General features: G+C 66.9%; 26 protein-coding genes and 2 tRNA genes. 15 read left to right on the top strand and 13 right to left on the bottom strand.

The window, feature by feature from the left end:
* Nucleotides 1–25: 25 nt before the first annotated feature.
* The 7 genes from MF270_RS18735 (at nucleotide 26) to trpB (ending at nucleotide 6,532) form a co-directional block, all read left to right on the top strand.
* Nucleotides 26–634, top strand: coding sequence for a (d)CMP kinase (locus MF270_RS18735; RefSeq protein ID WP_238367308.1), 609 nt, complete (start codon nucleotides 26–28; stop codon nucleotides 632–634).
* Between the two features lie 5 nt (nucleotides 635–639).
* Nucleotides 640–1,638, top strand: coding sequence for an aldo/keto reductase (locus MF270_RS18730; protein WP_238367307.1), 999 nt, complete (start codon nucleotides 640–642; stop codon nucleotides 1,636–1,638).
* A 270-nt stretch (nucleotides 1,639–1,908) separates the two neighbouring features.
* The gene (gene rpsA, locus MF270_RS18725; protein WP_238367306.1) at nucleotides 1,909–3,582 is read left to right on the top strand and encodes a 30S ribosomal protein S1; all 1,674 of its coding nucleotides are present in this window, start codon (nucleotides 1,909–1,911) and stop codon (nucleotides 3,580–3,582) included.
* A 336-nt stretch (nucleotides 3,583–3,918) separates the two neighbouring features.
* Nucleotides 3,919–4,200: an integration host factor subunit beta gene (ihfB, locus tag MF270_RS18720; protein WP_238367305.1), complete on the top strand. Its 282-nt coding sequence runs from the start codon at nucleotides 3,919–3,921 to the stop codon at nucleotides 4,198–4,200.
* A 12-nt stretch (nucleotides 4,201–4,212) separates the two neighbouring features.
* Entirely contained in the window at nucleotides 4,213–4,554 is a 342-nt protein-coding gene (locus tag MF270_RS18715) for a lipopolysaccharide assembly protein LapA domain-containing protein (protein WP_238367304.1), read from the top strand.
* A gap of 3 nt (nucleotides 4,555–4,557) precedes the next feature.
* Entirely contained in the window at nucleotides 4,558–5,193 is a 636-nt protein-coding gene (locus tag MF270_RS18710; RefSeq protein WP_238367303.1) for a phosphoribosylanthranilate isomerase, read from the top strand.
* A gap of 88 nt (nucleotides 5,194–5,281) precedes the next feature.
* Nucleotides 5,282–6,532: a tryptophan synthase subunit beta gene (gene trpB, locus MF270_RS18705; protein ID WP_238367302.1), complete on the top strand. Its 1,251-nt coding sequence runs from the start codon at nucleotides 5,282–5,284 to the stop codon at nucleotides 6,530–6,532.
* A gap of 57 nt (nucleotides 6,533–6,589) precedes the next feature.
* On the opposite strand, the gene MF270_RS18700 is transcribed toward trpB, so the two are convergent.
* The 3 genes from MF270_RS18700 to MF270_RS18690 form a co-directional block, all read right to left on the bottom strand.
* Nucleotides 6,590–7,111 carry a helix-turn-helix transcriptional regulator gene (locus tag MF270_RS18700; RefSeq protein ID WP_238367301.1) on the bottom strand — a complete coding sequence of 174 codons (522 nt, stop codon included), beginning with the start codon at nucleotides 7,109–7,111 and terminating at the stop codon, nucleotides 6,590–6,592.
* 18 nt (nucleotides 7,112–7,129) lie between these two features.
* Entirely contained in the window at nucleotides 7,130–7,699 is a 570-nt protein-coding gene (locus MF270_RS18695) for a hypothetical protein (protein ID WP_238367300.1), read from the bottom strand.
* 113 nt (nucleotides 7,700–7,812) lie between these two features.
* Nucleotides 7,813–8,334, bottom strand: a complete 522-nt coding sequence (locus MF270_RS18690; RefSeq protein WP_238367299.1) for a PepSY domain-containing protein — start codon at nucleotides 8,332–8,334, stop codon at nucleotides 7,813–7,815.
* A 497-nt stretch (nucleotides 8,335–8,831) separates the two neighbouring features.
* On the opposite strand from MF270_RS18690, the gene MF270_RS18685 reads away from it, so the two are divergent.
* The 3 genes from MF270_RS18685 (at nucleotide 8,832) to MF270_RS18675 (ending at nucleotide 10,522) form a co-directional block, all read left to right on the top strand.
* A tRNA-Gln gene (locus MF270_RS18685) sits at nucleotides 8,832–8,903 on the top strand.
* Nucleotides 8,904–8,978: transfer RNA gene (locus tag MF270_RS18680), tRNA-Asn, on the top strand.
* 398 nt (nucleotides 8,979–9,376) lie between these two features.
* Nucleotides 9,377–10,522, top strand: coding sequence for a slipin family protein (locus MF270_RS18675; RefSeq protein ID WP_238367298.1), 1,146 nt, complete (start codon nucleotides 9,377–9,379; stop codon nucleotides 10,520–10,522).
* Between the two features lie 47 nt (nucleotides 10,523–10,569).
* Here the strand turns inward: MF270_RS18675 and MF270_RS18670 are convergent, their stop codons facing one another.
* The 4 genes from MF270_RS18670 to MF270_RS18655 all read right to left on the bottom strand — a co-directional run bounded on the left by MF270_RS18670 (nucleotide 10,570) and on the right by MF270_RS18655 (nucleotide 13,563).
* The gene (locus MF270_RS18670) at nucleotides 10,570–10,947 is read right to left on the bottom strand and encodes a DUF2237 family protein (protein WP_238367297.1); all 378 of its coding nucleotides are present in this window, start codon (nucleotides 10,945–10,947) and stop codon (nucleotides 10,570–10,572) included.
* Between the two features lie 76 nt (nucleotides 10,948–11,023).
* The gene (locus MF270_RS18665; RefSeq protein WP_238367431.1) at nucleotides 11,024–12,106 is read right to left on the bottom strand and encodes a DUF2332 domain-containing protein; all 1,083 of its coding nucleotides are present in this window, start codon (nucleotides 12,104–12,106) and stop codon (nucleotides 11,024–11,026) included.
* Between the two features lie 5 nt (nucleotides 12,107–12,111).
* Nucleotides 12,112–12,789, bottom strand: coding sequence for an aminoacyl-tRNA hydrolase (gene pth / locus MF270_RS18660; RefSeq protein ID WP_238367296.1), 678 nt, complete (start codon nucleotides 12,787–12,789; stop codon nucleotides 12,112–12,114).
* A gap of 147 nt (nucleotides 12,790–12,936) precedes the next feature.
* Nucleotides 12,937–13,563, bottom strand: coding sequence for a 50S ribosomal protein L25/general stress protein Ctc (locus tag MF270_RS18655; protein ID WP_238367295.1), 627 nt, complete (start codon nucleotides 13,561–13,563; stop codon nucleotides 12,937–12,939).
* A 184-nt stretch (nucleotides 13,564–13,747) separates the two neighbouring features.
* On the opposite strand from MF270_RS18655, the gene MF270_RS18650 reads away from it, so the two are divergent.
* The gene (locus MF270_RS18650; protein ID WP_238367294.1) at nucleotides 13,748–14,896 is read left to right on the top strand and encodes an MFS transporter; all 1,149 of its coding nucleotides are present in this window, start codon (nucleotides 13,748–13,750) and stop codon (nucleotides 14,894–14,896) included.
* Nucleotides 14,897–15,256: 360 nt separating this feature from the next.
* On the opposite strand, the gene MF270_RS18645 is transcribed toward MF270_RS18650, so the two are convergent.
* From MF270_RS18645 to MF270_RS18630, 4 genes are all read right to left on the bottom strand, one after another.
* Nucleotides 15,257–16,423 (bottom strand): alpha-hydroxy acid oxidase, encoded by a 1,167-nt coding sequence (locus MF270_RS18645; protein WP_238367293.1) that lies wholly within the window; start codon nucleotides 16,421–16,423, stop codon nucleotides 15,257–15,259.
* A gap of 74 nt (nucleotides 16,424–16,497) precedes the next feature.
* Nucleotides 16,498–17,289, bottom strand: a complete 792-nt coding sequence (gene trpA / locus MF270_RS18640; RefSeq protein WP_238367292.1) for a tryptophan synthase subunit alpha — start codon at nucleotides 17,287–17,289, stop codon at nucleotides 16,498–16,500.
* Nucleotides 17,290–17,395: 106 nt separating this feature from the next.
* Nucleotides 17,396–17,803, bottom strand: a complete 408-nt coding sequence (locus tag MF270_RS18635; protein WP_238367291.1) for a VOC family protein — start codon at nucleotides 17,801–17,803, stop codon at nucleotides 17,396–17,398.
* Complete coding sequence (locus tag MF270_RS18630) at nucleotides 17,800–18,213, bottom strand: VOC family protein (RefSeq protein ID WP_238367290.1); 414 nt, start codon at nucleotides 18,211–18,213, stop codon at nucleotides 17,800–17,802. The genes MF270_RS18635 and MF270_RS18630 overlap by 4 nt, the downstream gene beginning before the upstream one ends.
* A 105-nt stretch (nucleotides 18,214–18,318) precedes the next feature.
* Between MF270_RS18630 and ychF the strand changes: the two genes are divergently transcribed.
* The 3 genes from ychF (at nucleotide 18,319) to MF270_RS18615 (ending at nucleotide 21,439) form a co-directional block, all read left to right on the top strand.
* Nucleotides 18,319–19,416 carry a redox-regulated ATPase YchF gene (gene ychF / locus MF270_RS18625; protein WP_238367289.1) on the top strand — a complete coding sequence of 366 codons (1,098 nt, stop codon included), beginning with the start codon at nucleotides 18,319–18,321 and terminating at the stop codon, nucleotides 19,414–19,416.
* A 440-nt stretch (nucleotides 19,417–19,856) separates the two neighbouring features.
* Nucleotides 19,857–21,236, top strand: a complete 1,380-nt coding sequence (locus MF270_RS18620; RefSeq protein ID WP_238367288.1) for an ammonium transporter — start codon at nucleotides 19,857–19,859, stop codon at nucleotides 21,234–21,236.
* Nucleotides 21,237–21,262: 26 nt separating this feature from the next.
* Nucleotides 21,263–21,439, top strand: a complete 177-nt coding sequence (locus tag MF270_RS18615; RefSeq protein WP_238367287.1) for a hypothetical protein — start codon at nucleotides 21,263–21,265, stop codon at nucleotides 21,437–21,439.
* Nucleotides 21,440–21,790: 351 nt separating this feature from the next.
* On the opposite strand, the gene MF270_RS18610 is transcribed toward MF270_RS18615, so the two are convergent.
* Nucleotides 21,791–23,140, bottom strand: coding sequence for an NAD(P)-binding domain-containing protein (locus MF270_RS18610; RefSeq protein ID WP_238367286.1), 1,350 nt, complete (start codon nucleotides 23,138–23,140; stop codon nucleotides 21,791–21,793).
* 166 nt (nucleotides 23,141–23,306) lie between these two features.
* Here MF270_RS18610 and MF270_RS18605 point away from each other — a divergent pair, with 166 nt between their 5' ends.
* Nucleotides 23,307–24,617, top strand: coding sequence for an ABC transporter substrate-binding protein (locus MF270_RS18605; protein WP_238367285.1), 1,311 nt, complete (start codon nucleotides 23,307–23,309; stop codon nucleotides 24,615–24,617).
* A gap of 7 nt (nucleotides 24,618–24,624) precedes the next feature.
* Here the strand turns inward: MF270_RS18605 and MF270_RS18600 are convergent, their stop codons facing one another.
* Nucleotides 24,625–25,344, bottom strand: a complete 720-nt coding sequence (locus MF270_RS18600; RefSeq protein ID WP_238367284.1) for a FadR/GntR family transcriptional regulator — start codon at nucleotides 25,342–25,344, stop codon at nucleotides 24,625–24,627.
* Between the last annotated feature and the right edge of the window lie 362 nt (nucleotides 25,345–25,706).

The following is a 25,706-nucleotide window of genomic DNA, read 5'->3' as shown; positions in this document are numbered from 1 at the left end:
GCAAGGGGCAAAACCCGGAGGCCTCATGGCGTTCACCATCGCAATCGACGGCCCCGCGGCGGCGGGCAAGGGCACGATCAGCCGCGCGGTTGCGGCGCATTTCGGCTTTGCCCATCTCGACACCGGGCTGCTCTACCGCGCCGTCGGCGCCAGGCTGCTGGAGGGCGTGGATGCGGTAGAGGCCGCCCGCGCGCTGCGGGCCGAAGACCTCGAGGCGGAGGGCCTGCGCACCCCCGCCGTGGCCGAGGCCGCCAGCAAGGTCGCCGTGATCGGCGAGGTGCGTCAGGCGCTTCTCGACTTCCAGCGGGCCTTTGCCCGGCGGCAGGGCGGGGCGGTGCTGGACGGGCGCGACATCGGCACCGTGATCTGCCCCGAGGCCGAGGCCAAGCTGTTCGTCACCGCCAGCGCCGAGGTCCGCGCCCATCGCCGCTGGCTGGAGCTGACCGGCACCGGCCACGACATCGCCGAATCCGAGGTGCTGGCCGACGTGCGCGCCCGGGACGAGCGGGACAGCACCCGGGCCGAGGCGCCGCTGAAGCCGGCCGAGGACGCAACGATCATCGACACATCCGAATTGGACATCGACGCCGCCATCGCCGCAGCGATCCGCGCCGTCGATCAGCGAAAGGACTGACCCATATGAAGATGCGCAAACTGGGGGCCCATGGCCCGGAAATCTCGGCCGTGGGCTACGGCGCCATGTCGTTCACCAATTTCTACGGTCCCGCCACGGACGCGCAGAGCGTCGAGATCCTGGATGCCGCGCGCGCACTGGGCGTGACGCATATCGACACGTCGAACGCCTATGGCCTTGGCGGGTCCGAGACGCGGATCGGCAATTACCTTGCCGCCAACCCCGGCGCGCGGGACGCGTTCCACATCGCGACCAAGGCCGGGATTTCCAAGGATGCCGACGGCAACCGCTGTTTCGACAACAGGCCCGAGCATTTCGAGGCCGAGCTGGACAAGTCCCTGAAGCGCCTCGGGGTCGAACAGGTGGACCTCTACTATTGTCACCGCCGCGACCCGAACATCCCGATCGAGGAGGTCTGCGGCACGCTCGATGCGCTGCGGCAGAAGGGCAAGACGGCCGCCATCGGCTTTTCCGAGATCGCGCCCAGCTCGCTGCGCCGGGCCGCTGCCGTCGCCCACGTGGACGCGGTGCAATCGGAATATTCGCTGCAAAGCCGCGCGGTGGAACTGGGGCTGATCCAGACCTGCGCCGAGCTGGGCACGATGCTGGTTGCCTTCAGCCCCGTCGGCCGGGGCCTGTTGACCGACACGCCGCCCGATGCGGCCAAGGTGGCCGAGCTGCCCTTCCTCGCCTCGACCCCGCGGTTCCAGGCGCCGAACCTGGCCGCGAACCTCGCCGCGACCGAGAAGTTCCGCGCACTGGCCGCCGAGATGGGCGAGCCCACGGCCGCGCTCGCCATCGCCTGGATCCTTGCTCAGGGCGACCATGTGATCGCGATCCCCGGCACGCGCTTTACCGCCCACTTCCGCGACGTGGCGCGGGGCGGGGAGATCGACCTCACGCCCGACGACCTGACGCGGATCGAAGACATCCTGCCCGTGGGCTGGTGTCACGGCGACCGTTACAGCGACGTGCAATGGGTCGGGCCGGAACGGTATTGCTGAGCCCTCATCGTGGCGCCCCCTGACGGCAGGGCGCCGCCGCCCGGGCCGGTCCGGGTCATTCCCCCTTGCGATAGCGGCCCATGCTGGCTATACCGCGCGCGTCGACAAGGCGGGAAACATCGCGGGACATCAAGCGGGCAGGGTCGGGAACACCGGCCCTCTTTGTTTTGAATGTCGCGCCTGTCCCCGTCTGACCAATGAAACCCCCAAGACCGGCGGACCCAACCGCACGGCCGGAAAAAACGCTCTGAAAAGGACTTGATACGCCATATGGCAAACACGATGGAAGAGTTTGAAGCACTCCTTAACGAAAGCTTCGAGATGGACACGCCCGATGAAGGCAGTGTCGTCAAGGGCAAGGTCATCGCCATCCAGGCAGGCCAGGCCATCATCGACGTCGGCTACAAGATGGAAGGCCGCGTCGATCTGAAAGAATTCGCAAATCCCGGCGAAGAAGCCGACATCAGCGTCGGCGACGAAGTCGAGGTCTTCCTCCGCGCGGCTGAAAACGCCCGTGGCGAAGCCGTCATCTCGCGCGAGATGGCCCGCCGCGAAGAAGCCTGGGACCGCCTGGAAAAAGCCTATGCCGACGACGCCCGCGTCGAAGGCGCGATCTTTGGCCGCGTCAAGGGTGGCTTCACCGTCGATCTCGGCGGCGCCGTGGCCTTCCTGCCCGGCTCCCAGGTCGATGTGCGCCCCGTGCGTGACGCCGGCCCGCTGATGGGTCTCAAGCAGCCCTTCCAGATCCTGAAAATGGACCGTCGCCGTGGCAACATCGTCGTGTCGCGCCGCGCCATCCTGGAAGAATCGCGTGCCGAGCAGCGCGCTGAGGTTATCGCCAACCTGACCGAAGGTCAGACGGTCGACGGCGTGGTCAAGAACATCACCGAGTACGGCGCCTTCGTCGACCTGGGCGGTGTGGACGGCCTGCTGCACGTCACCGACATGGCCTGGCGCCGCGTCAACCACCCGTCCGAGATCCTGTCGATCGGCGAGACCATCAAGGTCCAGGTCATCAAGATCAACAAGGACACCCACCGTATCAGCCTCGGCATGAAGCAGCTGCAGGAAGATCCGTGGGATCTGGTCGGCGTCAAGTACCCGCTGGGTTCGGTCCACAAAGGCCGCGTCACCAACATCACCGATTACGGCGCCTTCGTCGAGCTGGAGCCGGGTGTCGAGGGTCTCGTTCACGTCTCGGAAATGTCCTGGACCAAGAAGAACGTGCACCCCGGCAAGATCGTGTCGACCTCGCAGGAAGTCGACGTCATGGTGCTGGAGATCGATCCCGCGAAGCGCCGGGTGTCGCTGGGTCTCAAGCAGACCATGCGCAACCCGTGGGAGCTGTTCGCCGAATCGCACCCCGAGGGCACCGAGGTCGAGGGCGAGGTCAAGAACATCACCGAATTCGGTCTGTTCGTCGGCCTGCCGGGCGACATCGACGGCATGGTTCACCTGTCGGACCTCAGCTGGGACCAGCGCGGCGAAGAAGCCATCCAGGACTACCGCAAGGGCGACATGGTCAAGGCCGTTGTCCTCGAAACCGACATCGACAAGGAGCGGATCTCGCTCTCGATCAAGGGTGTCGGCGGCGACAAGTTCGCGGATGCGGTTGGCGGCGTGAAGCGTGGCTCGATCATCACCGTGACCGTCACGGCGATCGAAGATGGCGGCATCGAGGTGGAATACGAGGGCATGAAGTCCTTCATCCGCCGCTCCGACCTGTCGCGTGACCGCTCCGAACAGCGCCCCGAGCGTTTCTCGGTCGGTGACCACGTCGACGTCCGCGTCACCAACGTCGACAGCAAGACCCGTCGTCTGGGCCTGTCGATCAAGGCGCGCGAGATCGCCGAAGAGAAGGAAGCCGTGGAACAGTTCGGCTCGTCCGACTCCGGTGCGTCGCTGGGCGACATCCTGGGCGCCGCGCTCAAGGGCAACGACTGATCCCATCGGCCGCAAGGCTGCACGATATGCGCGGGCCCCGGAGGAGACTCCGGGGCCCGTTCGCGTTTGAGGGCGGGGCGGTAAGCTGCTGATCCCCAAGGGCTTCTGCCAGCCGCCGAATCATTCTTTCGCGATGCGGGCCAATCCCGCGTGATTTCCCAATTGGTTAACTCCATTTTGCCCTTCCAGCCTGCCGAAGGGGGGTGAATTCGGCCTTTCTCGGCCGGAATCCGGCCCGATTGCGATTTCCCCCTGTTTCCGCGCGGAAAGTTTGTTCTTATAGTTCTGTCAGGGAACAAGACCGGGCCAATGAAGCCCTCGGGGAGGTCGTAGACTATGATCCGTTCGGAGCTGATCCAGAAAATCGCCGATGAGAATCCGCATCTTTATCAACGGGATGTGGAGCGTATCGTCGGGACGATCTTCGACGAGATCACCGATGCCATGGCGCGCGGCGACCGCGTCGAACTGCGCGGCTTTGGCGCCTTTTCTGTCAAGAAGCGGGATGCCAGAGTGGGACGGAACCCGCGCACGGGTGAATCGGTTGAGGTGGAAGAGAAGCATGTTCCCTTCTTCAAGACCGGGAAGCTGCTGCGTGACCGTCTCAACGGAAAGTGACCTGAACCGACCATGCGTTATATCCGCTATGCCTTCTGGGCCATCGTTGCCATTTGCCTGATCACCGTCGGCCTTGCGAACCTTGGCCCCGTGACCCTGCGCCTTCTGCCCGAAGAGTTGGGGCGCTTCCTCGGGATCGATTTCCAGGTGACGGTGCCGATTTTTGCCGTGATCTTCTCGGGCGTGGCCTTTGGCCTGTTGGTCGGGTTCATCTGGGAATGGCTGCGCGAACACAAGCACCGCGCCGAGGCCCGGGAGAAAAGGCGCGAGGTCGGCAAGCTCGAGCGCGAGGTCACCAAGCTGAAGGGCGAAAAGCACCAGGGCAAGGACGAGGTTCTCGCCCTGCTCGATTAAGCCATGTCGGTCAGAGCCAAGATCTGCGGGTTGACCACGCCCGAACACGTCGCCGCGGCCGTCGAGGCTGGGGCGGCCTATGTCGGCTTTGTGTTCTTTCCGAAATCCCCGCGCAATATCAGTATCGAAGCCGCGCGGGACCTTGCCATCGACGTGCCGCCGGGCGTCGCCAAGGTGGCGCTGACCGTGAACGCGGATGACGCGCTGCTGGACGCGATCACGGCTGCCGTGCCGCTCGACATGCTGCAGCTTCATGGCGCGGAAAGCCCCGAGCGGGTGGCCGAGGTCCGCGCCCGCTACGGCCTGCCGGTGATGAAGGCGGTTGGCGTGGCCGATGCGGAAGACCTGCCCAAGATCGCCACCTACGAGGCCGTGGCCGACCAGATCCTGCTGGACGCCAAGCCCCCCAAGGGGGCTGATCTGCCGGGCGGCAATGGCCTTGCCTTCGACTGGCGGCTGATCGCCGGGCGTGAGTGGGTCAAGCCCTGGATGCTGGCCGGCGGGCTGACCCCCGAGAACGTGGCCGAGGCGGTGCGCCTGACCGGCGCGCGGCAGGTCGACGTGTCGTCCGGCGTGGAACGCGCGCCCGGAGAAAAGGACGCCGCGCTGATCGCCGCCTTCACCGCCGCGCTCAATTAGCCGGGAAAGCCGGTGCGCGCGGGCCCCGGCACCTTGTCCGGCCCCGGTAAAACCTCTAGACCCATGCGGACGACCAGAGAGGGTGACCATGGCCAACGATCTCTTCAACAGCTTCATGACCGGACCCGACGAAAAGGGCCGGTTCGGCGATTACGGCGGGCGCTTCGTGTCGGAAACGCTGATGCCCCTGATCCTCGAGCTCGAGGCCGAGTACGAGAAGGCCAAGACCGACGCCAGCTTCTGGGAAGAGATGGAATATCTCTGGAAGCATTACGTCGGCCGGCCTTCGCCCATGTACCACGCCGAGCGGCTGAGCGAACGGCTGGGCGGCGCCAAGATCTACTTCAAGCGCGACGAGCTGAACCACACCGGCGCGCACAAGATCAACAACGTGCTGGGCCAGATCATCCTGGCCCGCCGCATGGGCAAGACCCGGATCATCGCGGAAACCGGCGCCGGCCAGCATGGTGTGGCGACCGCGACCGTCTGCGCCAAGTTCGGCCTGAAATGCGTGGTCTACATGGGCGCGCATGACGTCAGGCGCCAGGCGCCCAACGTCTTCCGCATGCGCCTGCTGGGCGCCGAGGTGATCCCGGTGACAAGCGGTCGGGGCACGCTGAAGGACGCGATGAACGACGCGCTGCGCGACTGGGTGACCAATGTGCGCGACACGTTCTACTGCATCGGCACCGTCGCCGGCCCGCACCCGTACCCGGCCATGGTCCGCGATTTCCAGTCGATCATCGGCAAGGAAGCCAAGGAGCAGCTGGCCGAGATGGAGGGCCGTCTGCCCGACACGATCATCGCGGCCATTGGCGGCGGGTCGAACGCCATGGGGCTGTTCTTTCCCTTCCTCGACGACAAGTCCGTGCGGATCATCGGCGTCGAGGCCGGCGGCAAGGGCGTGAACGAGAAGATGGAGCATTGCGCCTCGCTCACCGGCGGGCGTCCGGGCGTGCTGCATGGCAACCGCACCTACCTGCTGCAGGACGAGGACGGGCAGATCCTCGAAGGGTTCTCGATCTCGGCCGGTCTCGACTATCCCGGCATCGGGCCCGAACATTCCTGGCTGCATGACACCGGTCGCGCCGAATACGTGTCGATCACCGACAGCGAGGCGCTCGAGGCGTTCCAGCTCTGCTGCGAGACCGAAGGCATCATCCCCGCGCTCGAACCCTGCCACGCGCTGGCCCATGTGATGAAGATCGCGCCCGAGCTGCCTGCGGATCACATCATCTGCATGAACATGTGCGGGCGGGGTGACAAGGACATATTCACCGTGGCGCGCTACCTCGGGTTCGACATGTCCGACACGGAAATCGGCCGCGACGCCGATTGAACGCTGTGCATGGACTGACGGCGGCGCCTGCGGGGGCCGCCGTTCGCATGTCCGGGGTCAGGCGGCTTCGTTCACGGCCGGCAGTTCGATCCCCGGCAGGGCATCGGCGATCAGGTCGTCGATGAACAGGCTCAGCAGTTGCGCCCGCCCGCTGACCCCGGCCTTGCGGTAGATCGCGTTGTTCTGCGCCTTGACCGTGCCGGGCGAGGTCGCGCGCAGCGCGGCGATCTCGGCAATGCTCAGCCCCTTGATCATGAACAGCGCCACGTCGCGTTCCGCCGCCGTCAGGCCCCAGTCGGTGAAATGGTCCTCGAGCAGGTCCATGAAGGCGCCCGAGGCGACGCGCAACCGGCTGTCGATCCCTTCCTCGCGGCGCAGCGTGGCGAGGAAGGCATAGACGGCCAGGCCTGCGCCCAGCACCAGCCCGACGACAGCGCCCAGTTCCAGCATCTCGCGCATGTGCCATGACAGGGGCGCGGCGCGCAGGCCGGCCACCGACATCACGATGTCGGCCACGAAGACCCCGGCGCAGGTCACCTGCACCAGGATCACCGCGTAGATCCAGGCCTTGCGTTTCACACGCCCGCCGGGCCGGGGTCAGTCGTCTTCGGCATCGTCGTGATCTCCTCCGTGATCGTCGCCATGGTCCGGCTCGTCGGGTTCGTCCGGTTCATCGCCGTCGTCGTCGCCTCCGCGATCCGACCCGCCCCGGTCCGAGCCGCCGTCGTCGCCCCGGTCGTCCGAGCCGCCGTCAGCCGACTCTCTGTCGCTGCTGCTCGCGCTGGACTGGCTGCCACCGGATGTGCCGCCGTCGTCTTCTCCTTCATCGTCGCTGCTGCTGCCGCCGCTCTCGGACCTTGCGCCATTCGCGCGATCCGGTCCCGACCCGCCCGAATGCACCAACCGCGGCGCGGCGCGGGTGCCGTCCTCGCGCTGGGTGAGGTCGCGCAGGATCTCTCCGCTGCGCGGGTCGAGGATGATCTCGCGCCGTTCGCTGCCGCTGGTGGCGACAATGCGCATCCGGCCAAGAAAGGTCTTGCCGATGACGATCCGCCGATAGCCCTGGTCCGAAAGTTGCGCGACCACGCCATTGGTGACCGGATCGGCCGCCTGGACCGGGCTGGCAAGGGCGAGGCCCGTCGCGATGGCGAACAGGAGGTTGCGCATGGCGGACCTACCCGCCCACAGGTATGCGGCCTGCCCGGTGAAGCAGGCCTGCGGGCCGGGGCAGGGCCCGGCCGTTGCGGTTCCGGCCCGCGTTGTGCGAGCCGGGCCTGGGATCAGTCGTCGTCACCGTGATCGTCCCCGTCATCGTGATCATCGCCATGGTCACTGTCGCCCCGGCCCCCATGGTCGCTATCGCCGCGCCCACCGTGGTCGCTGTCGTCATGGTCCTCGTCGTGATCGTCGTCGCTGCCGTCGTGATCGCCCCGGCCGGAATGGTCGTCATCCGACCGGTCGTGGCCCGTGCCGTGATCGTCTTCGTGGTCATCGTCGCCGCTGGTGCTGACCGTGCCCGCGTCCGACAGGTGCACGCCGCTTTCGCGGTTGCGCTCGGCCAGGGTCGCGCGGCTCGCTTCCTGGCGCAGGACCTGGCCGGTTTCGCGGTCGATCACCGCCTCGTATTTCTGAGTGCCGCCGACGGCCTCGACCCGGATCTGCGCGCCGGACCGTTCGACCTCGATCCGGTCGTAGCCGCGCGCCTGCAACTGGCTGACCACGCTGTCGGTGATCGCGTCGGCGGCGAAGGCGGTGCTGCCAAGCGCGGCAAAGGCGAGGGCCAAAATGGTGCTGCGTGTCATGTCTGTCTTCCTTCTCGTGAACCCGTTGGGATGAACCGGCACCCGCCCTTGCGGGATGGCGCCGATGACCGGAACAAGGCGGGTCCGGGCACCCCGGACCATGGGCCGGGGGATTAAACGACCGTCGCTGAACCGGGGGTGAATGGCTATAAACCGAGGTTTATGGCGCGAATTTTCGGGCCCTTTCGCGGGGCGCAGGCCCGGAAATCCTGTCGCGACAGGAAGTTGCGCGCCGGGGTGGTCTGCGTTTTGCCGGCCCCGGTCGGTGACGGGGGTCTGAAGAAATAAAATTACCCAAACCGGTAACATTGTTGCGCGTCGGTCACGGAGCCGCCAGATGACGGCATTTGTCAGTTGAGCGACTCGGCCACTTGCCAGTATCTCCCCCGTCACCGACCCGAGGCGGGACGGACCCTAGCGGGCGGAGGTGATCACTCCCCCGGTGCGGGCGGCGCTGCCGACCCCGTATGCCAGGGCCGCGACGCGACGGACGGGCAACGCATCTAGCTCAGTGGAAGAGCAACAGATTTTGGTTCTGTGGGCCGAAGGTTCGACTCCTTCGATGTGTTTCAAATGTAGCTCACTGGTAGAGCATTCGACTGTTAATCGAAGTGTCGCGGGTTCGACTCCCGTCATTTGACCCAAGGGCAAGGTGCGCAAGCGCCTGGGGTTCGACTCCCCTCTTTCGCGGGATACGCGATCCATACGGGACCGGGGCATGCCCTTGCAGGGGCGCGCCTGGACCTGTCGCCTGCGGGTGACAGGAACGGTCCGCCGCTGCCCTGGCCTGGTGCCGGAGCGGGGGATGACGGCTGCGCCGGCCTTGGGCCCGCGTGACGGCTGCGGCCCGATCGTGCGCCCTAGGTCTGCGGGCCCGCTCGCCCCTCTCCCGCGCCGGGGCATGGCAGGGGGCGGCTCCGGTTTCCTTTCCCTCGCCCGGTCCGGGCGATCAACACCTGTGGGGCGTGATGCCTCCAACCCTCTCAGACAAAAGGATCTTCGCTTTGCGACGACGATAGGCACGACCAAAAGGAGAAAGATGATGGGACATGTGCTGGAAACCCTGTGGGATCGCGTGACCGGGATGACCCGGGTCACGCTGACCGAAACCGAACGGATGCTCGTCCTCGAGGACGGCCGCGTGACGGCCATTCTGGGTGCCGGGCGACACCGTGTGAAGCGGGACGCGCGCACCGAGGTGCACAACATCGATCTGCTCCGGATGGCGTCGCCGCATGAGCGCGCGCTGTGGCGGACCCGGCCCGAGCTGGCCGCCGCGCACCTGGTCGAGGTCGCGCCCCTCGAGGGCGAGGTCGCGCTGGTCAGCCGCGACGGCGTGCCCGTCTCGGCCGTGCGGCCCTATGAGCGGGCCGTCTACTGGCGCGACGCCGGGGCGCTGACGGTCGAGCGCGTGGCCTATGACGACACGCTGATGGTCGCGGCGCCCGTGCTGCGCCGGCTGCTGCGGGTGGGGCTGAGCACTGCTTACACGCTGCACGAGGTGCACGAGGGGCATGTCGGGATGCTGCATGTCGATGGCGTGCTGGTGGGGCGCCTGTCCGCCGGGACCCATGCCAGCTGGAAGCTGGGGCGCAGCGTTGCCGTGAAAGCCATGGACCTGCGGGTCCGGGTGCACGAGGCGACCGGGCAAGAGGTGCTGACCCGCGACCGGGTGACGGTGCGGGTGAACCTCTCGGCCGTCTACCGCGTGACCGACGCCGAGCGGGCGGTGACGGCGGTGAAAGACGTGACCGAGGCGCTGCACCGCGCGCTGCAACTCGCCTACCGGCGCAAGCTGGGGGCGCTGACGCTGGACCGGCTGCTCGAGGAAAAGGGCAGCCTGGACAGTGCCGTAGCGGCCGAGGTTCGTGCCGAGATGGTCGGGCTGGGCCTCGAGGTCACCGAGGTGGCGCTGAAGGACGTGGTCCTGCCCGGGGAGATGCGCGAGCTTCTGAACCGGGTGGTCGCGGCCGAGAAGGAGGCCGAGGCCAACGTGATCCGGCGCCGCGAAGAGACCAACGCGACCCGCGCGCTGCTCAACACGGCCAAGGTCATGGCGGAGAACCCCGTCATGCTGCGGCTGAAGGAGCTGGAGGCGCTGGAAAGCGTCGCCGGCAAGGTCGAACGCCTGACGGTCCTCAACGGGACCGAGGGGCTGCTGTCGGACGTGGTCCGGCTGCGCGACTGACCCCTGTGAAAGATGGCCCGGCCCGGGGGAGAGCCCCGGGCCGGGTTTCAACCGTCTGCCGCGTTGGCCTCGAGCACGTCGAGCGGCACGATCTCGAGCGCGCGGACATGGGTGGCCGCCAGGTGGACGCGCGGCGCGCAGCCTTCGTCATGGGCCTGCAGGAAGCGGCTGGCGCAGAGGCACCAGCTGTCGCCGGGCCTGAGACCGGCAAAGCCGAACTCGGGCCGCGGAGTGCTGAGGTCGTTTCCGACGTATTTCGAGTAGGCGAGGAATTCGGCGGTCATCACGGCGCAGACCGTGTGGCTGCCAGTATCCTGGGAACAGGTGTTGCAATGGGCGTCGCGGAAATAGCCCGTCAGCGGATCGGTCGAACAGGGGGCGAGCGCGCCGCCGTGGATGTTCACCGCGGGGTCCTTTTGGGGCATGTGTCTGTGACCTCCTCCGGTCGGGATGCGGTGAGGGCGGAGGCGGGGGTTTCACACCCCCGCACCCCCGTGGAGTTTATAGGCAAGATGAAGGGGATCTTTGGGGATCACCGATTGCATGTAAAGGGCCTCGGGGCGCGGGGGCCTGCCAGTCGATCCAGCGGCCGTGGAAATCGGCGCGGCCCAGCGGGATCGCGTGGTCTCCGGGCCACAGGCGCAGGGTGAGCGCGGCGCCGGGGGTGACGTCGTCGGGTTCCATCGCGACCCAGGCGAGGGGGGCGGTGTCGCTGGCCTGCGCGCCGGCCGCCTGCATCGCGGCGGTGATCCGCGCCTTGGTGGCATCGGGGAAGTACTGGAAGGCGATGGTCGAAAAGACCATGTGGCAGGCGCCGTCCCAGGGCTGGGCCAGGCGCTGGTCCAGCCACGCGGCGGCGTCGCCGCGGTCGAGCGGGGCGTCGTGGGCGGCGATGGCGGCGCGGGTGCGGGCCAGGCGTTCGGGCTGGTCGGGCCAGAGGTAGGCTTGCAGGCGCAGGGCGTTTTCCGGGTCATGCGGGTCGAGCGGGTTGAGGTCGACCCCGCGCCGCTCTGAGACCGTAATCGGGGCAGCGGGCGGCTCGGCCCCGCGCCAGTCGGGCGTCAGCGTTAGCACGGGGTCGGCGGCGCCGAGCGTCGTTTGCCCGGTGGTCATGGCGTAGCGGTCGAACATCAGGTTCAGCCCGCCGCTTGCCCCCATCTCGCTCAGCCGCAGCGGCAGGCCGAAGCGGGCCGAGAGCCAGCTGGCAGCGGGCAGCAGGGCGGCGCAACGGCGGATCTCGTTGGTCTGGGGCGGGGAGCCCACCCAATCGTCGAGGAACGCTGCGTGGCGGTGCAGGGCCAAAAGCGCGGCGGTCGTCAGGCGCTCGTCATCCGCAGTGTTCGGCGGGTAGACGGCGGCCAGTTCCGGATCGGCGCCGGTCAGCACCAGCGCATGCAGCCCGCCCGCCAGCCGCAGCGGCAGGGAGTGGCCGGAGGCGCCGATCTCGCCCGGCCAGGCCTCGAACCGGGCGGCCAGCGGCAGGTCGTCGGACCAATGGTCCGCGAGGCCGGTCAGCAGGCGCCCCATGAAGGGCGAGCCGAGACTGGCGCAGGCCTCTGCCTGCGCCTGCAGCGCCTGGGCCATCCGGCTCACTTGAAGCGGTCCGCGAGTTTCTGCAGCACCGAACGGGTGTCGGGCGCCTCGGGTTCCGGGTCGGGTGCGGGCGCGGGTTTGGGCGCGGGCTTGTCCGAACTGCGCGGCGGGTTCACCCGCAGCGCCACCGCGTTCATGAACTTGCCCGTGTCGCCCGCCGCCAACGCAGGCGCGCCGTCCGAGATGCCGCGCATCAGGTCATCGAGCCAGTCTTCCTCGGCCTTGGCGAAATCGTGCAGCACGTAGCCCGCCACCGCGTCCTTGCGGCCCGGATGGCCGATGCCCAGCCGCACGCGGGCATAATCCGCGCCGATGTGCTGGTGGATCGAGCGCAGCCCGTTGTGCCCCGCATGCCCGCCGCCCTGCTTGATGCGGCACTTGCCGGGGGCAAGGTCGAGCTCGTCATGGAAGACGGTGATGTCCGCCGGGGTCAGCTTGTAGAAGCGCATCGCCTCGCCCACCGACTGGCCCGAGAGGTTCATGAAGGTCTCGGGCTTGAGCAGCACGACCTTCTCGGTGCCCAGCCGCCCTTCGCTGACGGACCCCTGGAACTTGCCGCGAAAGGGGGCAAAGCCGTGATCCTCGGCGATGCGGTCCAGCGCCATGAAGCCGATGTTGTGCCGGTTGCGGGCGTATTTGGCGCCCGGGTTGCCGAGGCCGACGAAGATCTGCATGGGCGCGGGTCCCCCTTGTTGCCTTGCGCGCCTTATACCGGCGCCGGCGGGGCAGGGCCAGAGGCCGGCCCGGTCAGGACGGCACAAAGAAAAACCCCCCGCCCGGGGGGCGAGGGGTTTCAAAGCCGTTGAAGCGGCGCGAGAGGATTACTCCTCTGCGGCCTCTTCGTCTTCGGCCGCGTCGGCATCGCCCGAAGAGCGCAGGCCCGACGGGGCCGAGATGTTGGCGATCACGAAGTCACGCTCGACGGTCGGCTTGGCGCCTTCCGGCAGTACGACGTCCGAGATGTGGATGACGTCGCCGATGTCCTTGCCGGTCAGGTCCACGGTGATGTGGTCCGGAATGTCGCCGGCGAGCACGTTCAGCTCGACCTCGGCGCGCACGACGGTCAGCACGCCGCCCTTCTTCAGGCCGGGGGCCGCGTCCTCGTTGATGAAATCGACGTGGATGAAGAGGTTGATCCGGCTGGTGCGGCGCAGGCGCATCAGGTCGAAATGCGTCGGCAGGTCCTTGACCACGTCGCGCTGCACGTCGCGGCAGATGACGCGGACGTCCTCGTGGCCATCGACCTTCAGGTTGAACAGGGTCGACTTGAAGCGACCGGCCTTCAGGCGCTTGAGCAGCACGTTGAAGGGGATCTGGATCGACAGCGGGTCGTTGTCGCCACCGAAGACGATACCGGGTACGTTGCCATCGCGGCGTGCCTGACGAGCGGCGCCCTTGCCCGTCCCCGTCCGTACCTCGGCGTGAAGATCAGGAATTTCTCCAGCCATTTTGTTCTCCATTGGTTGGGGCGGGGTTCCTCCAAGGCTGTAACCCCGCATGAAGCCGCGCCTATAGGCCAATTCCCCCCGCTTGGAAAGCCGATTCGTCCCCCCGGTTCCGGGGTCGCGGTTTTGCGGCTTGGCGCGGCGGCGGGTTAGCGCTAGCAAGGCGCGCGGGCAAGAGGGGGCGGACATGTCGCTGAGACGGGAAATCGCGGTGAGCCGCACGCCGATGGCAGGGCTGGCCACCGTCGGGCTGTTCTGGGGCACCTTTGGTGCCTGCGTGCCGGACCTCAAGGCGATCTCGGGGCTCGACGACCGCGACCTCGGCCTGGCGCTGCTGGGCTCGGCGCTGGGCGGGATGGTCTCGATGTACCTCGCGCCCCGGCTCGACGCGGCGCTCGGGCGCTGGATGCTGCCGGTGACGGCGCTGGCGCTGCTGGTGCCGCTGGCGTTGCTGTCGGGGGCCGGCGGCTTTGCCGGCTTTGCCGTTGCGATGCTGACGGCGGGGCTGAGCGTCGCCATGCTGGACATTGCCGCCAACCTGCGCGTCTCCGCGCTCGAGACGCGGCACGGGATGAGCCTGATGAACGTCAACCACGCCATGTTCTCCTTTGCCTTCGGCGGTGCGGCCTTCTGCACGGGGCTCGCACGCAAGGCAGGGTTGGGGCCTGTACCGATCCTGGCGGTGGCGGGGCTGGTTGTGCTGGCGATGGCGCTGCTGATGACCGAACGGCGGCGGGTGGCGGTGCCGGAGGGTGCGTCGGATGGCCCCGTAACGGCGATGCCCTGGCTCGTCGTGATCCTCGCGGGCTGGATCCTGCTGGCGTCCTTCATGGGCGAGAACGCGGCCGAGGCCTGGTCGGCCCTGCATATCGAGCGCACCCTGGGCGGGCTGGACGGGATCGGCGCCTTCGGCCCGACCATGCTGGGCCTCAGCATGGGGATCGTGCGGCTGATGGGGCAGGGGGCGGCGCGCCGCTTCGGGCCGGCCGCGCTGATCCTCGCCTCGGCCGCACTGGGCGCGACCGGGGCGCTGGGCCTGGCGCTGGCGGGCAGCGTGAGCATGGCCGTGATCTCGGTCGCGGTGATGGGCACCGGCATGGCGGTGATCGTGCCCTCGGCCAACTCGCTGCTGGGCCTGCTGGTGTCGCCGAACCAACGCGCCGTCGCACTGTCGCGCGCCTGGATGATCGGCTTTCTCGGCTTCTTCGCCGGCCCGTCCTTCATGGGCTACGTGGCCGAGGGCTTCGGGCTGCGCTGGGCTTTCGGCCTGATCGCACTGCTCATCGCCCTCATCCTCCCCGCGGCCCTGGTGCTCAAGCGCCGCGGCGCCACCTGAGCGCCCAGGTCCCTTTCACCTTTCCCGGAAACATCCCGGGGCGCGTGCCTTTGTGCCGCGCCTCCACCAATGGCACGCGCCCCCGGACGCGCCTGCGGCGCGTGGCCTTCGGCGAGAGTATTTCTGGAATAATGAAAGCAAAGGGCAGCTCTGCCCGTTGTCGACATGGGCGCGGCCCCGGCGGGTTTGCCCGCGGTACGGATCCTTGGAGGCAGATGAAAGCCCGGGCCCGATCCGCCCTTCATTGTGCCGATAAACTCCGGGGGAGTCCGCGGCACGCGGACGGGGGCTGGCCCCCCGGCGCGGCGGCGCAGCCGCCGCGCCCCCGGTCGGATCGCATTTGCGATCCGAAACAGGACGTCAGGCCTGCCAGCGCCCCTCGAACCCCTCGGGGATCAGCAGGTCCGCGCGGGTCAGGTCGGTGACGCGCCGCTTGCCCGAGAAGGCCATCGACAGGTCAAGCTCCCGCTGGATCAGCTCCAGCGCCTTGGTCACACCGTCCTCGCCCATGGCGCCCAGCCCGTAGATGAAGCTGCGGCCGATCATCGTGCCGCGCGCGCCCATGGCCAGGGCCTTCAGCACGTCCTGGCCCGAGCGGATGCCGCTGTCGAGATGCACCTCGACCTTGTCGCCCACCGCATCGATGATCGCCGGCAGTGCCCGGATCGAGCTGAGCGCCCCGTCCTGCTGGCGTCCGCCGTGGTTCGACACCACGATGGCATCGGCCCCCAGCTCGACCGCCTTCTTCGCATCCTCCACGTCGAGGATGCCCTTGAGGATGACCTTGCCGCCCCATTGCTCCATCAGCCTGGCAACCTTGGTCCAGTCGAGCGTCGGGTCGAATTGCTCGGCCGTCCAGGCGCCGAGATCGGCCAGGTCCGAGACCGAGTCCACATGGCCCACGATATTGCCGAAATGCCGCCGCTTGGCCCCGGCCATGCCCATGGACCAGCGCCATTTCGTCGCCAGATCGTAGATCAGCCGCGCAGAGATCTTCGGCGGGGCGGAGAGCCCGTTCTTGAGGTCCTTGTGCCGCTGCCCGAGGATCTGCAGGTCCAGCGTGATCACCAGAGCCGAGCACTGCGCCGCCCGCGCCCGTTCGATCAGCCGCGAGGTGAAATCGGTGTCGCGCATGGTGTAGAGCTGGAACCAGAAGGGCGCGTTCGTCGCTTCGGCGATGTCCTCGATCGAGTTGATGGACATGGTCGACAGCGTGAAGGGCACGCCGAAATCCCGGGCCGCGCGTGCCGCCTTGATCTCTCCGTCCGCGCATTGCATGCCCGTAGATCCGACCGGCGCCAGCGCCACGGGCATCGTCACCTTCTGCCCGATCATCGTGCTTTCGGTCGAGCGGCCGGACATGTCCACCGCCACCCGCTGGCGCAGGCGCAGCTGCGCGAAATCGCTTGTGTTCTCGCGGAAGGTCTGTTCCGTCCAACTGCCCGACTGGCAATAATCGTAGAACATCTTGGGGACGCGCCGCCTGTAGAGCCGGTGCAGGTCCTCGATATTGGTGATGACGGCCATTGTCGCTCTCCCCCGCTGGCTTTGGCATCTTATTGCCAAAGCCGCGCGGCAGTTGCAATCGGCGCCGTCGGGGATCAGGCGCTGTGCGCGCCCGCGGCAAGGCCCGAGACGAACTCTAGGATCTCGGCCACCGGCTTGCCCTCGGCCACCTGCCCGACGATGGCCGTGCCGACCACGGCGCCATCGGCCACGGCGGCGATGTCGCGGGCGGCCTCGGGCGTGCGGATGCCAAAGCCGACGATGACCGGCAGGTCGGTCTTGGCCTTGATCCGCGCCACTTCCGGCCCCACGTCGGTGGCCTGCGCGGCGGCGGCGCCGGTGATCCCGGTGATCGACACGTAGTAGACGAAACCGCTGGTGTTGGTCAGCACTTTCGGCAGGCGCTTGTCATCGGTCGTGGGCGTCGCGAGGCGGATGAAGTTCAGACCGGCCGCCTGGGCGGGCAGGCACAGCTCCTCGTCCTCTTCGGGGGGCAGGTCGACGACGATCAGCCCGTCGATCCCGGCCTCTTTCGCGTCCACCAGGAACTTGTCCACGCCCCGGCTGTAGATCGGGTTGTAATAGCCCATCAGCACGATCGGCGTGGTGTCGTCGGTCTCGCGGAACGCCTTCGCCATGTCCAGCGTCTTTTGCAGGGTCATCCCCGCTTCCAACGCGCGCTGCCCGGCCAGCTGGATCGTCGGGCCGTCGGCCATCGGGTCGGTGAAGGGCACGCCCAGCTCGATGATGTCCACGCCCGCGCCCGGCAGACCCTTGATCAGCTCGAGCGAGGTCGCCTCGTCCGGATCGCCCGCCATGACATAGGCGACAAAGGCCTTCTTGCCGGCGGCCTTCAGCTCTTCGAACTTGGCGTCGATGCGGGTCATGGGCGGTCTCCCTCGGTCGGATTGCGCGACCGGGTTTGGCGGAAAGCCGGGGCGAAGGCAATGGGGATTGCGGCGGGCGCCCCTTGAAAGCCGCCCGCCGCGGCGCTCAGGTCGCGCCGCCCGCCATGACCATCCAGTGCGTGCCGAACCGGTCGCGGATCATGCCGAAGCCGGGCGAAAAGAACGTCGCCGCGAAGGGCTGGATCGGGTCTCCGCCATCGGCGAAGGCATCGTAGAGGCGGCGCGCCTCGTCGGCCGTTTCGGTGGTGATCGTGATCGACACTGCCTTTTGCGGATCGCCCTCGAACCCCTCGGGGAAGTCCGAGGCCATGAGCGTGCCATGCCCATCGGTCGCCAACTGGCCGTGCAGGATGCGGGTCGAATTGGCAAAGGCCTCGGGCGCGTCCGGCATCTGGGCATAGGACATCATCTCGGGCGTGCCACCCAGGACTTCGGCGTAGAAGGTCAGCGCCGCGCGGCATTGGCCCTGGAAATGGATATAGGGCAGGATCATGCCGCGCCCTCCTGCATGATCATCCAGCGCACGCCGAAGCGGTCGGTTAGCGCGCCGTAGAGCGGGGCAAAGAACTCGGGGCCAAGCGGCATCCGCACCTCGGCACCCTCGGCCAGCGCGTCCCAGACGCGGCGCGTCTCGGCCGCGTCCGGCAGGGCGACGGCGACGTTGCAGCCGGCCATCGCCGGGCTGTTCCCGGCGAAATCGTCCGAGCCGTAGATCCAGCCGTCGCCCACCTTGACCGCCGCATGCATCACCGCATCGGCCGGAACGCCCGGCATGGCGGCCTGCGCGTCGGGCGGCATGGCGGAAAACGGCATGATCTCGGGCGCCGTACCGAAGAGCGCGCCATAGGCCGCGAAGGCCGCGCCGCATTGGCCGTTGAAGAACAGGTAGGGAATCGGTTGCATCGCGCTCCTCCGTGCCGGTTGCTCGCGAAGCCTAGCACGGGACGGCTTGCGGCAAAGCGCCCTTGCGCATAGACACGGCCCGATTTCGGACAATGGAGAGTGCAGATGGGCTTTCGCATGGGGATCGTGGGCCTGCCCAACGTGGGCAAGTCGACCCTTTTCAACGCGCTGACGCGCACCGCAGCGGCCCAGGCCGCGAACTTTCCGTTCTGCACCATCGAGCCGAACGTCGGCGACGTGGCCGTACCCGATGCACGGCTGGACAAGCTGGCGGCGATCGCGGGCTCGAAACAGATCATCCCGGCGCGCATGACCTTCGTGGACATCGCGGGGCTGGTGAAAGGCGCGAGCAAGGGCGAGGGGCTTGGCAACCAGTTCCTGGCCAACATCCGCGAGGTGGACGCCATCGCCCACGTGCTGCGCTGCTTCGAAGACGGCGACGTGACCCATGTCGAGGGCCGCGTGGACCCGGTCGCCGATGCCGAGACCATCGAGACCGAGCTGATGCTGGCCGACATGGAGAGCATCGAGAAGCGCCTGCAGAACATCGTGCGCAAGGTGCGCGGCGGCGACAAGGAGGCGGTCGAGCAGGAGGCGCTGCTGAAGCGCGCCATGACCGCGCTCGAGGCCGGCCAGCCCGCGCGGACCGTCGAGGTGTCCGAGGATGAGCGGCGCACCTGGAAGAACCTGCAACTGCTGACCTCCAAGCCCGTGCTCTTTGTCTGCAACGTCGAAGAGGCCAACGCGGCCGAGGGCAATGCCCATTCCGATGCCGTGGCCAAGATGGCGGCCGAGCAGGGGGCCGGCACGGTCATCATCTCGGCCCAGATCGAGGAAGAGATCAGCCAGCTCGACGCCGAGGAGGCCGAGATGTTCCTGTCGGAGATGGGGCTGGAAGAGGCCGGCCTCGACCGGCTGATCCGCGCGGGCTACGACCTGCTGCACCTCGAGACCTATTTCACCGTCGGCCCCAAGGAGGCGCGCGCCTGGACGATCCGCGTCGGCACCTCGGCGCCCAAGGCCGCGGGCGTGATCCACGGCGATTTCGAAAAGGGCTTCATCCGGGCCGAGACCATCGCCTATGCCGATTACATCGCGCTGAACGGCGAACAGGGCGCCAAGGAAGCCGGCAAGATGCGGTCGGAAGGCAAGAGCTACATCGTGCAGGACGGCGACGTCATGCACTTCCTCTTCAACACCTGATCCTGCGCGTGCCCGGACACGGGCCGTGCCGGAACAGGTGGAGGGGGAGGGGGGCGCTGCCCCCGTCCGCCCGCTGGGCGGACTCCCCCGGAGTATTTTCGGAAAAGTGAAAGGCAGGGGCTGGCGTGCCATGCGCGCGCGGCCCGAATTGCGTTCGGCGGTGTGGCGACCCCGGCGGTGCAGGGTGATTCTTGGGCAAGTGGTCCATTTGGTCCTGTCTCTGGTTCGGGGCGCCCAAAACTTCGGCCATATTGCCCGCTTGCACAAGAAAACACCGCGGGCGGGCGGAAAAGAATTTTCCCAACAAGAAAAACCATTGACTGAAAGTGATCCTGCGCGCTGAGATATAGGCATCTGTGATCCAGTTGGTTGAATTGGTCCGAACCAATGGGCCGCCGGCCGGGTCGCATGTTTCGACATCTCAGGACAGGGAGACCAACTTGGAACAAGATCTGACAGCCTTGGCTGCCGCCGTGGCAGAGCTGCAGGCCGGGGTCGCCGCCACGAACGGCACCTTCGCCGAAACCTTCTATTACCTGACGATCCCGATCATGGTGCTGATCCATGTCGGGTTCCTCGCCTATGAAATGGGCGCCTCGCGCTCAAAGAACGCGCTCGCCTCGGGCATCAAGAACATCCTCGCCTTCGCGATGATCGTGCCCTTCTTCTACTTCATCGGCTGGTGGATCTACTGGGCCTTCCCGACGGGACTGACCCTCAGCGAAGGTGCCATGGGCATCTCGGGCCTGGCCTATGCCAACGAGATCGCGCTGCCCTGGAGTCCCTACATGGGCCCGAACCTCGACGATCGCTCGTCAGGCGTGTTCTGGGGGGCCTTCGTGCTCTTTGCCGCCACCACCGCCTCGATCATGTCGGGCGGGGTGATCGAGCGCATCAAGCTGACGGGCTTCGTCGTGCTGGCCATCGTGCTGGGCGCCTTCGTCTGGATCATGGCGGCCGCCTGGGGCTGGCACGCCGACGGCTGGCTGGTGACGAAGTTCGGCTACCATGACTTCGGCGCCGCCGGTGTCGTGCACATGGTCGCAGGCTTCTTCACCCTTGGCGTGCTGATCAACCTCGGTGCGCGGGTCGGCAAGTTCAACGCCGACGGCACCGCCAACCACATCGCCGGCCACTCGATGCCCATGACGCTGATCGGCCTCATGCTGATCATCGCCGGCTTCTGGGGCTTCCTCATGGGCTGCGTCATCGTTCCGGGCGAGGCCTGGTCCTGGGGCAGCTCGATCGAGGCGACCATCTACGGCACGCCCATGACCATCTCGGGCATGACCTTCAACGTGCTGATGGGCTTTGCCGGCGGCATCATCGGCGCCTGGATGATCACCCGTGACCCGTTCTGGATGATGTCCGGCGCGCTGGGCGGCATCATCTCCTGCGCCGCCGGTCTCGACCTGTGGTACCCGCCCATGGCCTTTGCCATCGGCTTCATCGGCGCCAGCGCCATGCCCTTCGTCGCCTCGTATATCGAGCGGCGCGGGATCGACGATGCCGTGGGCGCCTTCGCGGTGCACGGCTTCCTCGGCCTTTGGGGCGTGATGGCGGTGGGCATCGCCGCGCAGGGCTACCCGGCGCTCTTCGGCGAGGACGTGATCGTCACGTCGTTCACCGGTCAGCTAGTCGGTGCGGTGGTGATGGGCCTGATGGGCTTCGTGCCCGGCTACGTCGTGTCCTACATCCTCAAGGTCACCGGCCAGCTGCGTGTTCCGGCCGAGGCCGAGATCCTCGGGCTCGACGCGGTCAAGGTGCCCGCATCGGCCTATCCCGAAGCCCTGCATCCCTCGGTCAGCCCGGCCGAATAACCCCTCAAGCGGAAAAGGAAATCGACATGGAAGCTCCTTTCGACAGCACCACCTGGGACGGGATCTCGGGCCCCATCTACGCCGGCTACGGCTCGGTCGAAGGCCTGTGGCTGCTGCTTGTCCTCGCCATGGTGATCGTCGCCATCGTGTTCGGCTGGCGCCACGAGGACCACGCCTACAAGGCGACCAAGCGCAAGTCCTGATCTTTGGCGGTTGGGGCTGCGGCCTCGCCCCCCCCCCCCTTCGCAAGCACGGAAACGCGCGGATGGCCTCATCCGCGCGTTTTTCCTTGGGATGTCGGCTTTCGCGCGGCAGATGTGCTGCCGGTTCTCCCGGCCATGTGGCGCAGCTTTTGCGGGGCTTGGTCCGACTGCCTCGCCCCCTTTGTCTTGGCCCGCACTAGGCTGTCCCGGGCAAGGATGACGCAAGGCGGGCCTGCAAGGGCCCGATCAGCAGGCGGCAAAGCCCCGCCATCCGGACGCAAGAAAAATCCCGCGGCACTTGCGTGCCGCGGGAGCATCCATGTCAAGGCCGCGCCCCGCAGGGCGGGAGCCTCAGTTCTGAAGGTATGCGTTCATGCTGTCGTCCAGCGCATCCTTCCAGGGCGTGTGGTGGACCGGCGCCATGGTGCCCGTGATCACCGACTTGTAGCGGTTGTTGCGGAACCCCATGATATCCTTGGCCTTGTGCTTCTTCCATTCAAAGAAGGCCTCGCAGGCGCCGTCGATGTCGAAGCTGGGATAGTCGGTCTCGGCCACCAGTTCCTTCACGTAATCGGCCTGGTACTTGATCGCGTACTTGGTGTCGTCATCCGCCTCTTCGCGGGTCTCGCGTTCCTTGACGTCGGCCAGCATCTCTTCGGTCGTGACGCCCGAGATGTCGATCTTGCCGAGGATCGCGTCGCGGACCCACCAGGCCTGCGCGTCGAACATGTTGAAGGTGAACCACTGGTCCTGCATGCCAAGGTAAAACAGCGCCGGGTTGTAGGCGTAGACGACGCCTTTATACAGGTCCGCCGTCGCCAGCCGGTTGGCCGTCTTCAGCCGCAGATCGTCCGGCAGGAAGTTGAAGAAATGCTTGTAACCGGTGCAGAGGATGATCGCGTCGACCTCCTTGGTGGTGCCGTCCGAGAAATGGACGGTGTTGCCCGACACCTTCTCCATCGCGGGCTTCTCTTCCCAGTTGTCGGGCCAGTTGAAGCCCATGGGGGCCGAGCGGTAGCAGGAGGTGACGGTCTTGGCGCCGTACTTCCAGCATTGCGAGCCGATGTCTTCGGCCGAGTAGGACGAGCCCACGACCAGGATGTCCTTGCCCGCGAATTCCCGCGCGTCGCGGAAGTCATGGGCATGGACGAGCCGGCCGTTGAACGATTCGAAGCCCTCGTAATAGGGCACGTTCGGGGTCGAGAAGTGGCCCGAGGCGACGATCACGTTGTCGAAGTCCTCGGCATAGACGCTGTCCTTGACGTGATCATGCACGGTCACGGTGAACTTGGCGGTCGCGGCATCGTAGTCGATCCAGCGCACGGCGGTGCTGAAGCGGATCCAGTCGCGCACGTTCGCCTTCAGCACCCGACCCTCGATGTAGTCGAAGAGCACGGCGCGCGGCGGATAAGAGGCGATTTGTTTGCCGAAATGCTCCTCGAAGGAATAATCGGCGAACTCCAGCCCTTCCTTGGGTCCGTTCGACCACAGGTAGCGGTACATCGAGCAATGAACCGGCTCGCCGTTCTCGTCGAGGCCGGTGCGCCAGGTGTAGTTCCAAAGGCCCCCCCAGTTGTCCTGCTTTTCAAAGCAGACGATCTCGGGGATCTCTTCACCCTTGGCCTGCGCCGACTGGAAGGCCCGCAGTTGTGCAAGGCCCGATGGGCCCGCGCCGATGATCGCCACGCGTTTCTTGGTCATGTCCGACTCCCTTGTTCGAGGATGGTTCAATTGGTTCTTTTGGTCTGAACCAAAATTCGCGGCACTGGTCCTGTCTGTCAACGATTTTTCACCACAGAAATATCTTTTGCCCTAAGATGAAGTCGTGTCTGCTTTTCCTTTCAGCGGACCAGTGGTAGGAATTGGTATGCACTCTTCCAGTTTCGCGCATCGTCTCGCGCTCACGTCGCTATTTCCCAAGACCCGTGTCGGGATGACCGACCCGATCAAGATCGGCTTTCTTGCGCCTCTGACGGGGCCTGTCAGTTCCTGGGGGCTGCCCGGTCTCAACGGGGCGCGGCTGTGGGAAGATTGGCTGAACCGCGCCGGCGGGCTGATGATCGGCGGGCGGCGCTACCCGGTGCGGATCATCCCCTTCGACTGCGGCTATGACCCGGACCGCGCGCTCGAGGGCGCCCGTCACCTCGTGCTGACCGAACAGGTCAAGCTGTTGATGATGCTGGGCGGAGACACCTTCACACCGCTGCGCGCCTTCCTGAACGAGCACAAGGTGCTGACCTCGACCCTGCTGCCCAGCGACCTGTCGCCCGACACCCGCTACCTGATCGCGCCCTCCGAGGTGCACCCGATCTACAACGTGACCGGGGTCGACTGGCTGGCCCGCACCCAGCCACAGGCGCGGCGCGTGGCGCTGTGCAGCCAGAAGGATGCGTTGGGCCTGCCGTCGATCGCCACCTACCGCGCGGCGTTCCAGGCGGCCGGCCTGCCGGTGGTCAAGGATGTGCAATATGCGCCCGACCACACGGATGTCGCGGCCATCGTGCAGCCGATGCTGGACGCGGACCCGGACGTGCTGTGCTGGTGTACCAGTTACACGCCAATGGTCCACGCGATGACCGAATATGCCCATGACAAGGGCTTCGAGGGCCAGATCCTGTCCTGCACGCTCGACAATTACCAGCGGCTGGTCGACCGCACGTCACAGGGATTCATGGAGGGCACGATCTTCCAGTTTCCCGACTTCGACGACCCCAAGCTGGCGCGCAAGGCGTTCTTCTTCAACCGGCCCAGCACCTTCTTCAAGGAATACAACGCCCGCTACCCCGGCAGCTGGAGCGCGGTGAGCTGGGAATATGTCGCCATCCTCGACATCTGGCACGCGGCGGTCGAAAAGGTCGCCTCGGTCAACCCGGTGTCGGTGCTGGCGACGATGAAGCAGCTGGACTCGGTCACCCACGCCTTCGGCCCGGCCCGCTGGTGGGGCGAATCGATCTTCGGCATCGACAATGCGCTGGTCGGCGACTGGCCGGTGGTGACCCTGCAGGAAGGCCGGGCGCGGATCGTCGAATTCGGCTCGGTCCCCGATTGGCTGGACCGGCACGAGGCGCTCTTGCGCGATCACATGGAGGCCGTTGGCCAGCTGTGGCAGCAGCGGCTGGCCAAGGGGGCGGGGCCGATGGGTCTGACCGCGCGCGACCTGGTGGACGAGGCGCCCTGAACGCCCGTCAGTCCGGTTGCAGGAACAGCTTCTGTTCCTCGACCAGGTGCAGCTTGGTGATCTCGACCGCCGCCTCGACATCCCGCGTGGCGATGGCGTTGAACAGCGAGTTGAACCGCGTCTGGTAATCCTGGATCCGCACCGGCGTCAGATGCTTGCGCATCAGCGCGGTGCGAAAGCTCTGCCGGCAGACCTCGATCGTCAGCTCGTAGCAGGCAGCCAGCAGCGGGTTGCGCGTGGCATGGGCGATGGCGCGGTAGAAATCCTCTTCGGACCGCGTGAATTCGGTCACGTCGGTGCGCACCGCCTCGATCCGTGCGACGATGCGGGCCAGGTCCTCGAGCTCGCGCGGGGTCATGTTCATGACCGCAAGGCGGATCATCTCGGGCTCGACGATCGAGCGCACGATCAGGTGGTCAAGCGGGCTGGTCCGCTCGCCGATGGACCCCGGCACCGGCGCCTCGGGCGCGTCGGACTGGTAGGTGACGAAACTGCCGCTGCCCTGGCGACGGCGAATCATCTCGCGTTGCTCCAGCACGTCCAGCGCTTCGCGCACGGTGTTGCGCGACACGCCCAGCTCGGCCGCCAGCGCCCGTTCGCTGGGCAGGCGCGATTCGGTGGGGTAGTCGCCGGACTGGACCCGGGCGATCAGCGTGTCCACGACGATGCGCACGGTCTCCCCGATGGCCTGTCCAAGCGGGAATTCGGCCTTGGCACTCCTGTTCATCGGGGGGATATCCTGCAGCTTGAGTTCGTTCCGCACGGTTATCCTACACCCGCCCCTGCGCTTCAAGCGTGACGGGGCAGGCGTTTGGGGAGTTGACTAATGAGAAAACAAGTTTAACAACAGGAAATGTCGGAATGGGGGTCCCTCGCGGCCGTCGTCCGGTGCCGCGGCCCATGTCGCGGACCGCCGGGAGAGGTCGGATACCCGCCCCCGCGCCAGGGCGGCGCCGTGCCACAACCGGGCCAGCGCCCGCGGCAGTCGCGGGACCTGAGGGACAGGAAGTAAAGACCATGAGCATTAAGTCTGACATCGAGATTGCGCGTGAGGCGGTGAAGCGTCCGATCCAGGAGATCGGGGCGAAG

This window comes from Mesobacterium pallidum (assembly GCF_019966535.1).
In the GTDB taxonomy this organism is placed as follows: domain Bacteria; phylum Pseudomonadota; class Alphaproteobacteria; order Rhodobacterales; family Rhodobacteraceae; genus Mesobacterium; species Mesobacterium pallidum.
Note: the sequence above shows the minus strand (reverse complement) of the source record. Positions and strands in the feature narration are given on the sequence as shown.

Coding starts and splice junctions, on each gene's coding strand:
- trpA (WP_238367292.1), bottom strand. CDS start 17,289: ATGACCCGCATCGACGCCAAGTTCGAAGAGCTGAAGGCCGCCGGCAAG.
- MF270_RS18670 (WP_238367297.1), bottom strand. CDS start 10,947: ATGCCCCAAAAGGACCCCGCGGTGAACATCCACGGCGGCGCGCTCGCC.
- MF270_RS18665 (WP_238367431.1), bottom strand. CDS start 12,106: ATGGCCCAGGCGCTGCAGGCGCAGGCAGAGGCCTGCGCCAGTCTCGGC.
- MF270_RS18655 (WP_238367295.1), bottom strand. CDS start 13,563: ATGGCTGGAGAAATTCCTGATCTTCACGCCGAGGTACGGACGGGGACG.
- pth (WP_238367296.1), bottom strand. CDS start 12,789: ATGCAGATCTTCGTCGGCCTCGGCAACCCGGGCGCCAAATACGCCCGC.
- ychF (WP_238367289.1), top strand. CDS start 18,319: ATGGGCTTTCGCATGGGGATCGTGGGCCTGCCCAACGTGGGCAAGTCG.
- MF270_RS18645 (WP_238367293.1), bottom strand. CDS start 16,423: ATGGCCGTCATCACCAATATCGAGGACCTGCACCGGCTCTACAGGCGG.
- MF270_RS18735 (WP_238367308.1), top strand. CDS start 26: ATGGCGTTCACCATCGCAATCGACGGCCCCGCGGCGGCGGGCAAGGGC.
- MF270_RS18690 (WP_238367299.1), bottom strand. CDS start 8,334: ATGACACGCAGCACCATTTTGGCCCTCGCCTTTGCCGCGCTTGGCAGC.
- MF270_RS18600 (WP_238367284.1), bottom strand. CDS start 25,344: ATGAACAGGAGTGCCAAGGCCGAATTCCCGCTTGGACAGGCCATCGGG.
- MF270_RS18650 (WP_238367294.1), top strand. CDS start 13,748: ATGTCGCTGAGACGGGAAATCGCGGTGAGCCGCACGCCGATGGCAGGG.
- MF270_RS18710 (WP_238367303.1), top strand. CDS start 4,558: ATGTCGGTCAGAGCCAAGATCTGCGGGTTGACCACGCCCGAACACGTC.
- MF270_RS18615 (WP_238367287.1), top strand. CDS start 21,263: ATGGAAGCTCCTTTCGACAGCACCACCTGGGACGGGATCTCGGGCCCC.
- MF270_RS18635 (WP_238367291.1), bottom strand. CDS start 17,803: ATGATCCTGCCCTATATCCATTTCCAGGGCCAATGCCGCGCGGCGCTG.
- MF270_RS18695 (WP_238367300.1), bottom strand. CDS start 7,699: ATGCGCAACCTCCTGTTCGCCATCGCGACGGGCCTCGCCCTTGCCAGC.
- rpsA (WP_238367306.1), top strand. CDS start 1,909: ATGGCAAACACGATGGAAGAGTTTGAAGCACTCCTTAACGAAAGCTTC.
- MF270_RS18610 (WP_238367286.1), bottom strand. CDS start 23,140: ATGACCAAGAAACGCGTGGCGATCATCGGCGCGGGCCCATCGGGCCTT.
- ihfB (WP_238367305.1), top strand. CDS start 3,919: ATGATCCGTTCGGAGCTGATCCAGAAAATCGCCGATGAGAATCCGCAT.
- trpB (WP_238367302.1), top strand. CDS start 5,282: ATGGCCAACGATCTCTTCAACAGCTTCATGACCGGACCCGACGAAAAG.
- MF270_RS18715 (WP_238367304.1), top strand. CDS start 4,213: ATGCGTTATATCCGCTATGCCTTCTGGGCCATCGTTGCCATTTGCCTG.
- MF270_RS18730 (WP_238367307.1), top strand. CDS start 640: ATGAAGATGCGCAAACTGGGGGCCCATGGCCCGGAAATCTCGGCCGTG.
- MF270_RS18605 (WP_238367285.1), top strand. CDS start 23,307: ATGCACTCTTCCAGTTTCGCGCATCGTCTCGCGCTCACGTCGCTATTT.
- MF270_RS18675 (WP_238367298.1), top strand. CDS start 9,377: ATGGGACATGTGCTGGAAACCCTGTGGGATCGCGTGACCGGGATGACC.
- MF270_RS18630 (WP_238367290.1), bottom strand. CDS start 18,213: ATGCAACCGATTCCCTACCTGTTCTTCAACGGCCAATGCGGCGCGGCC.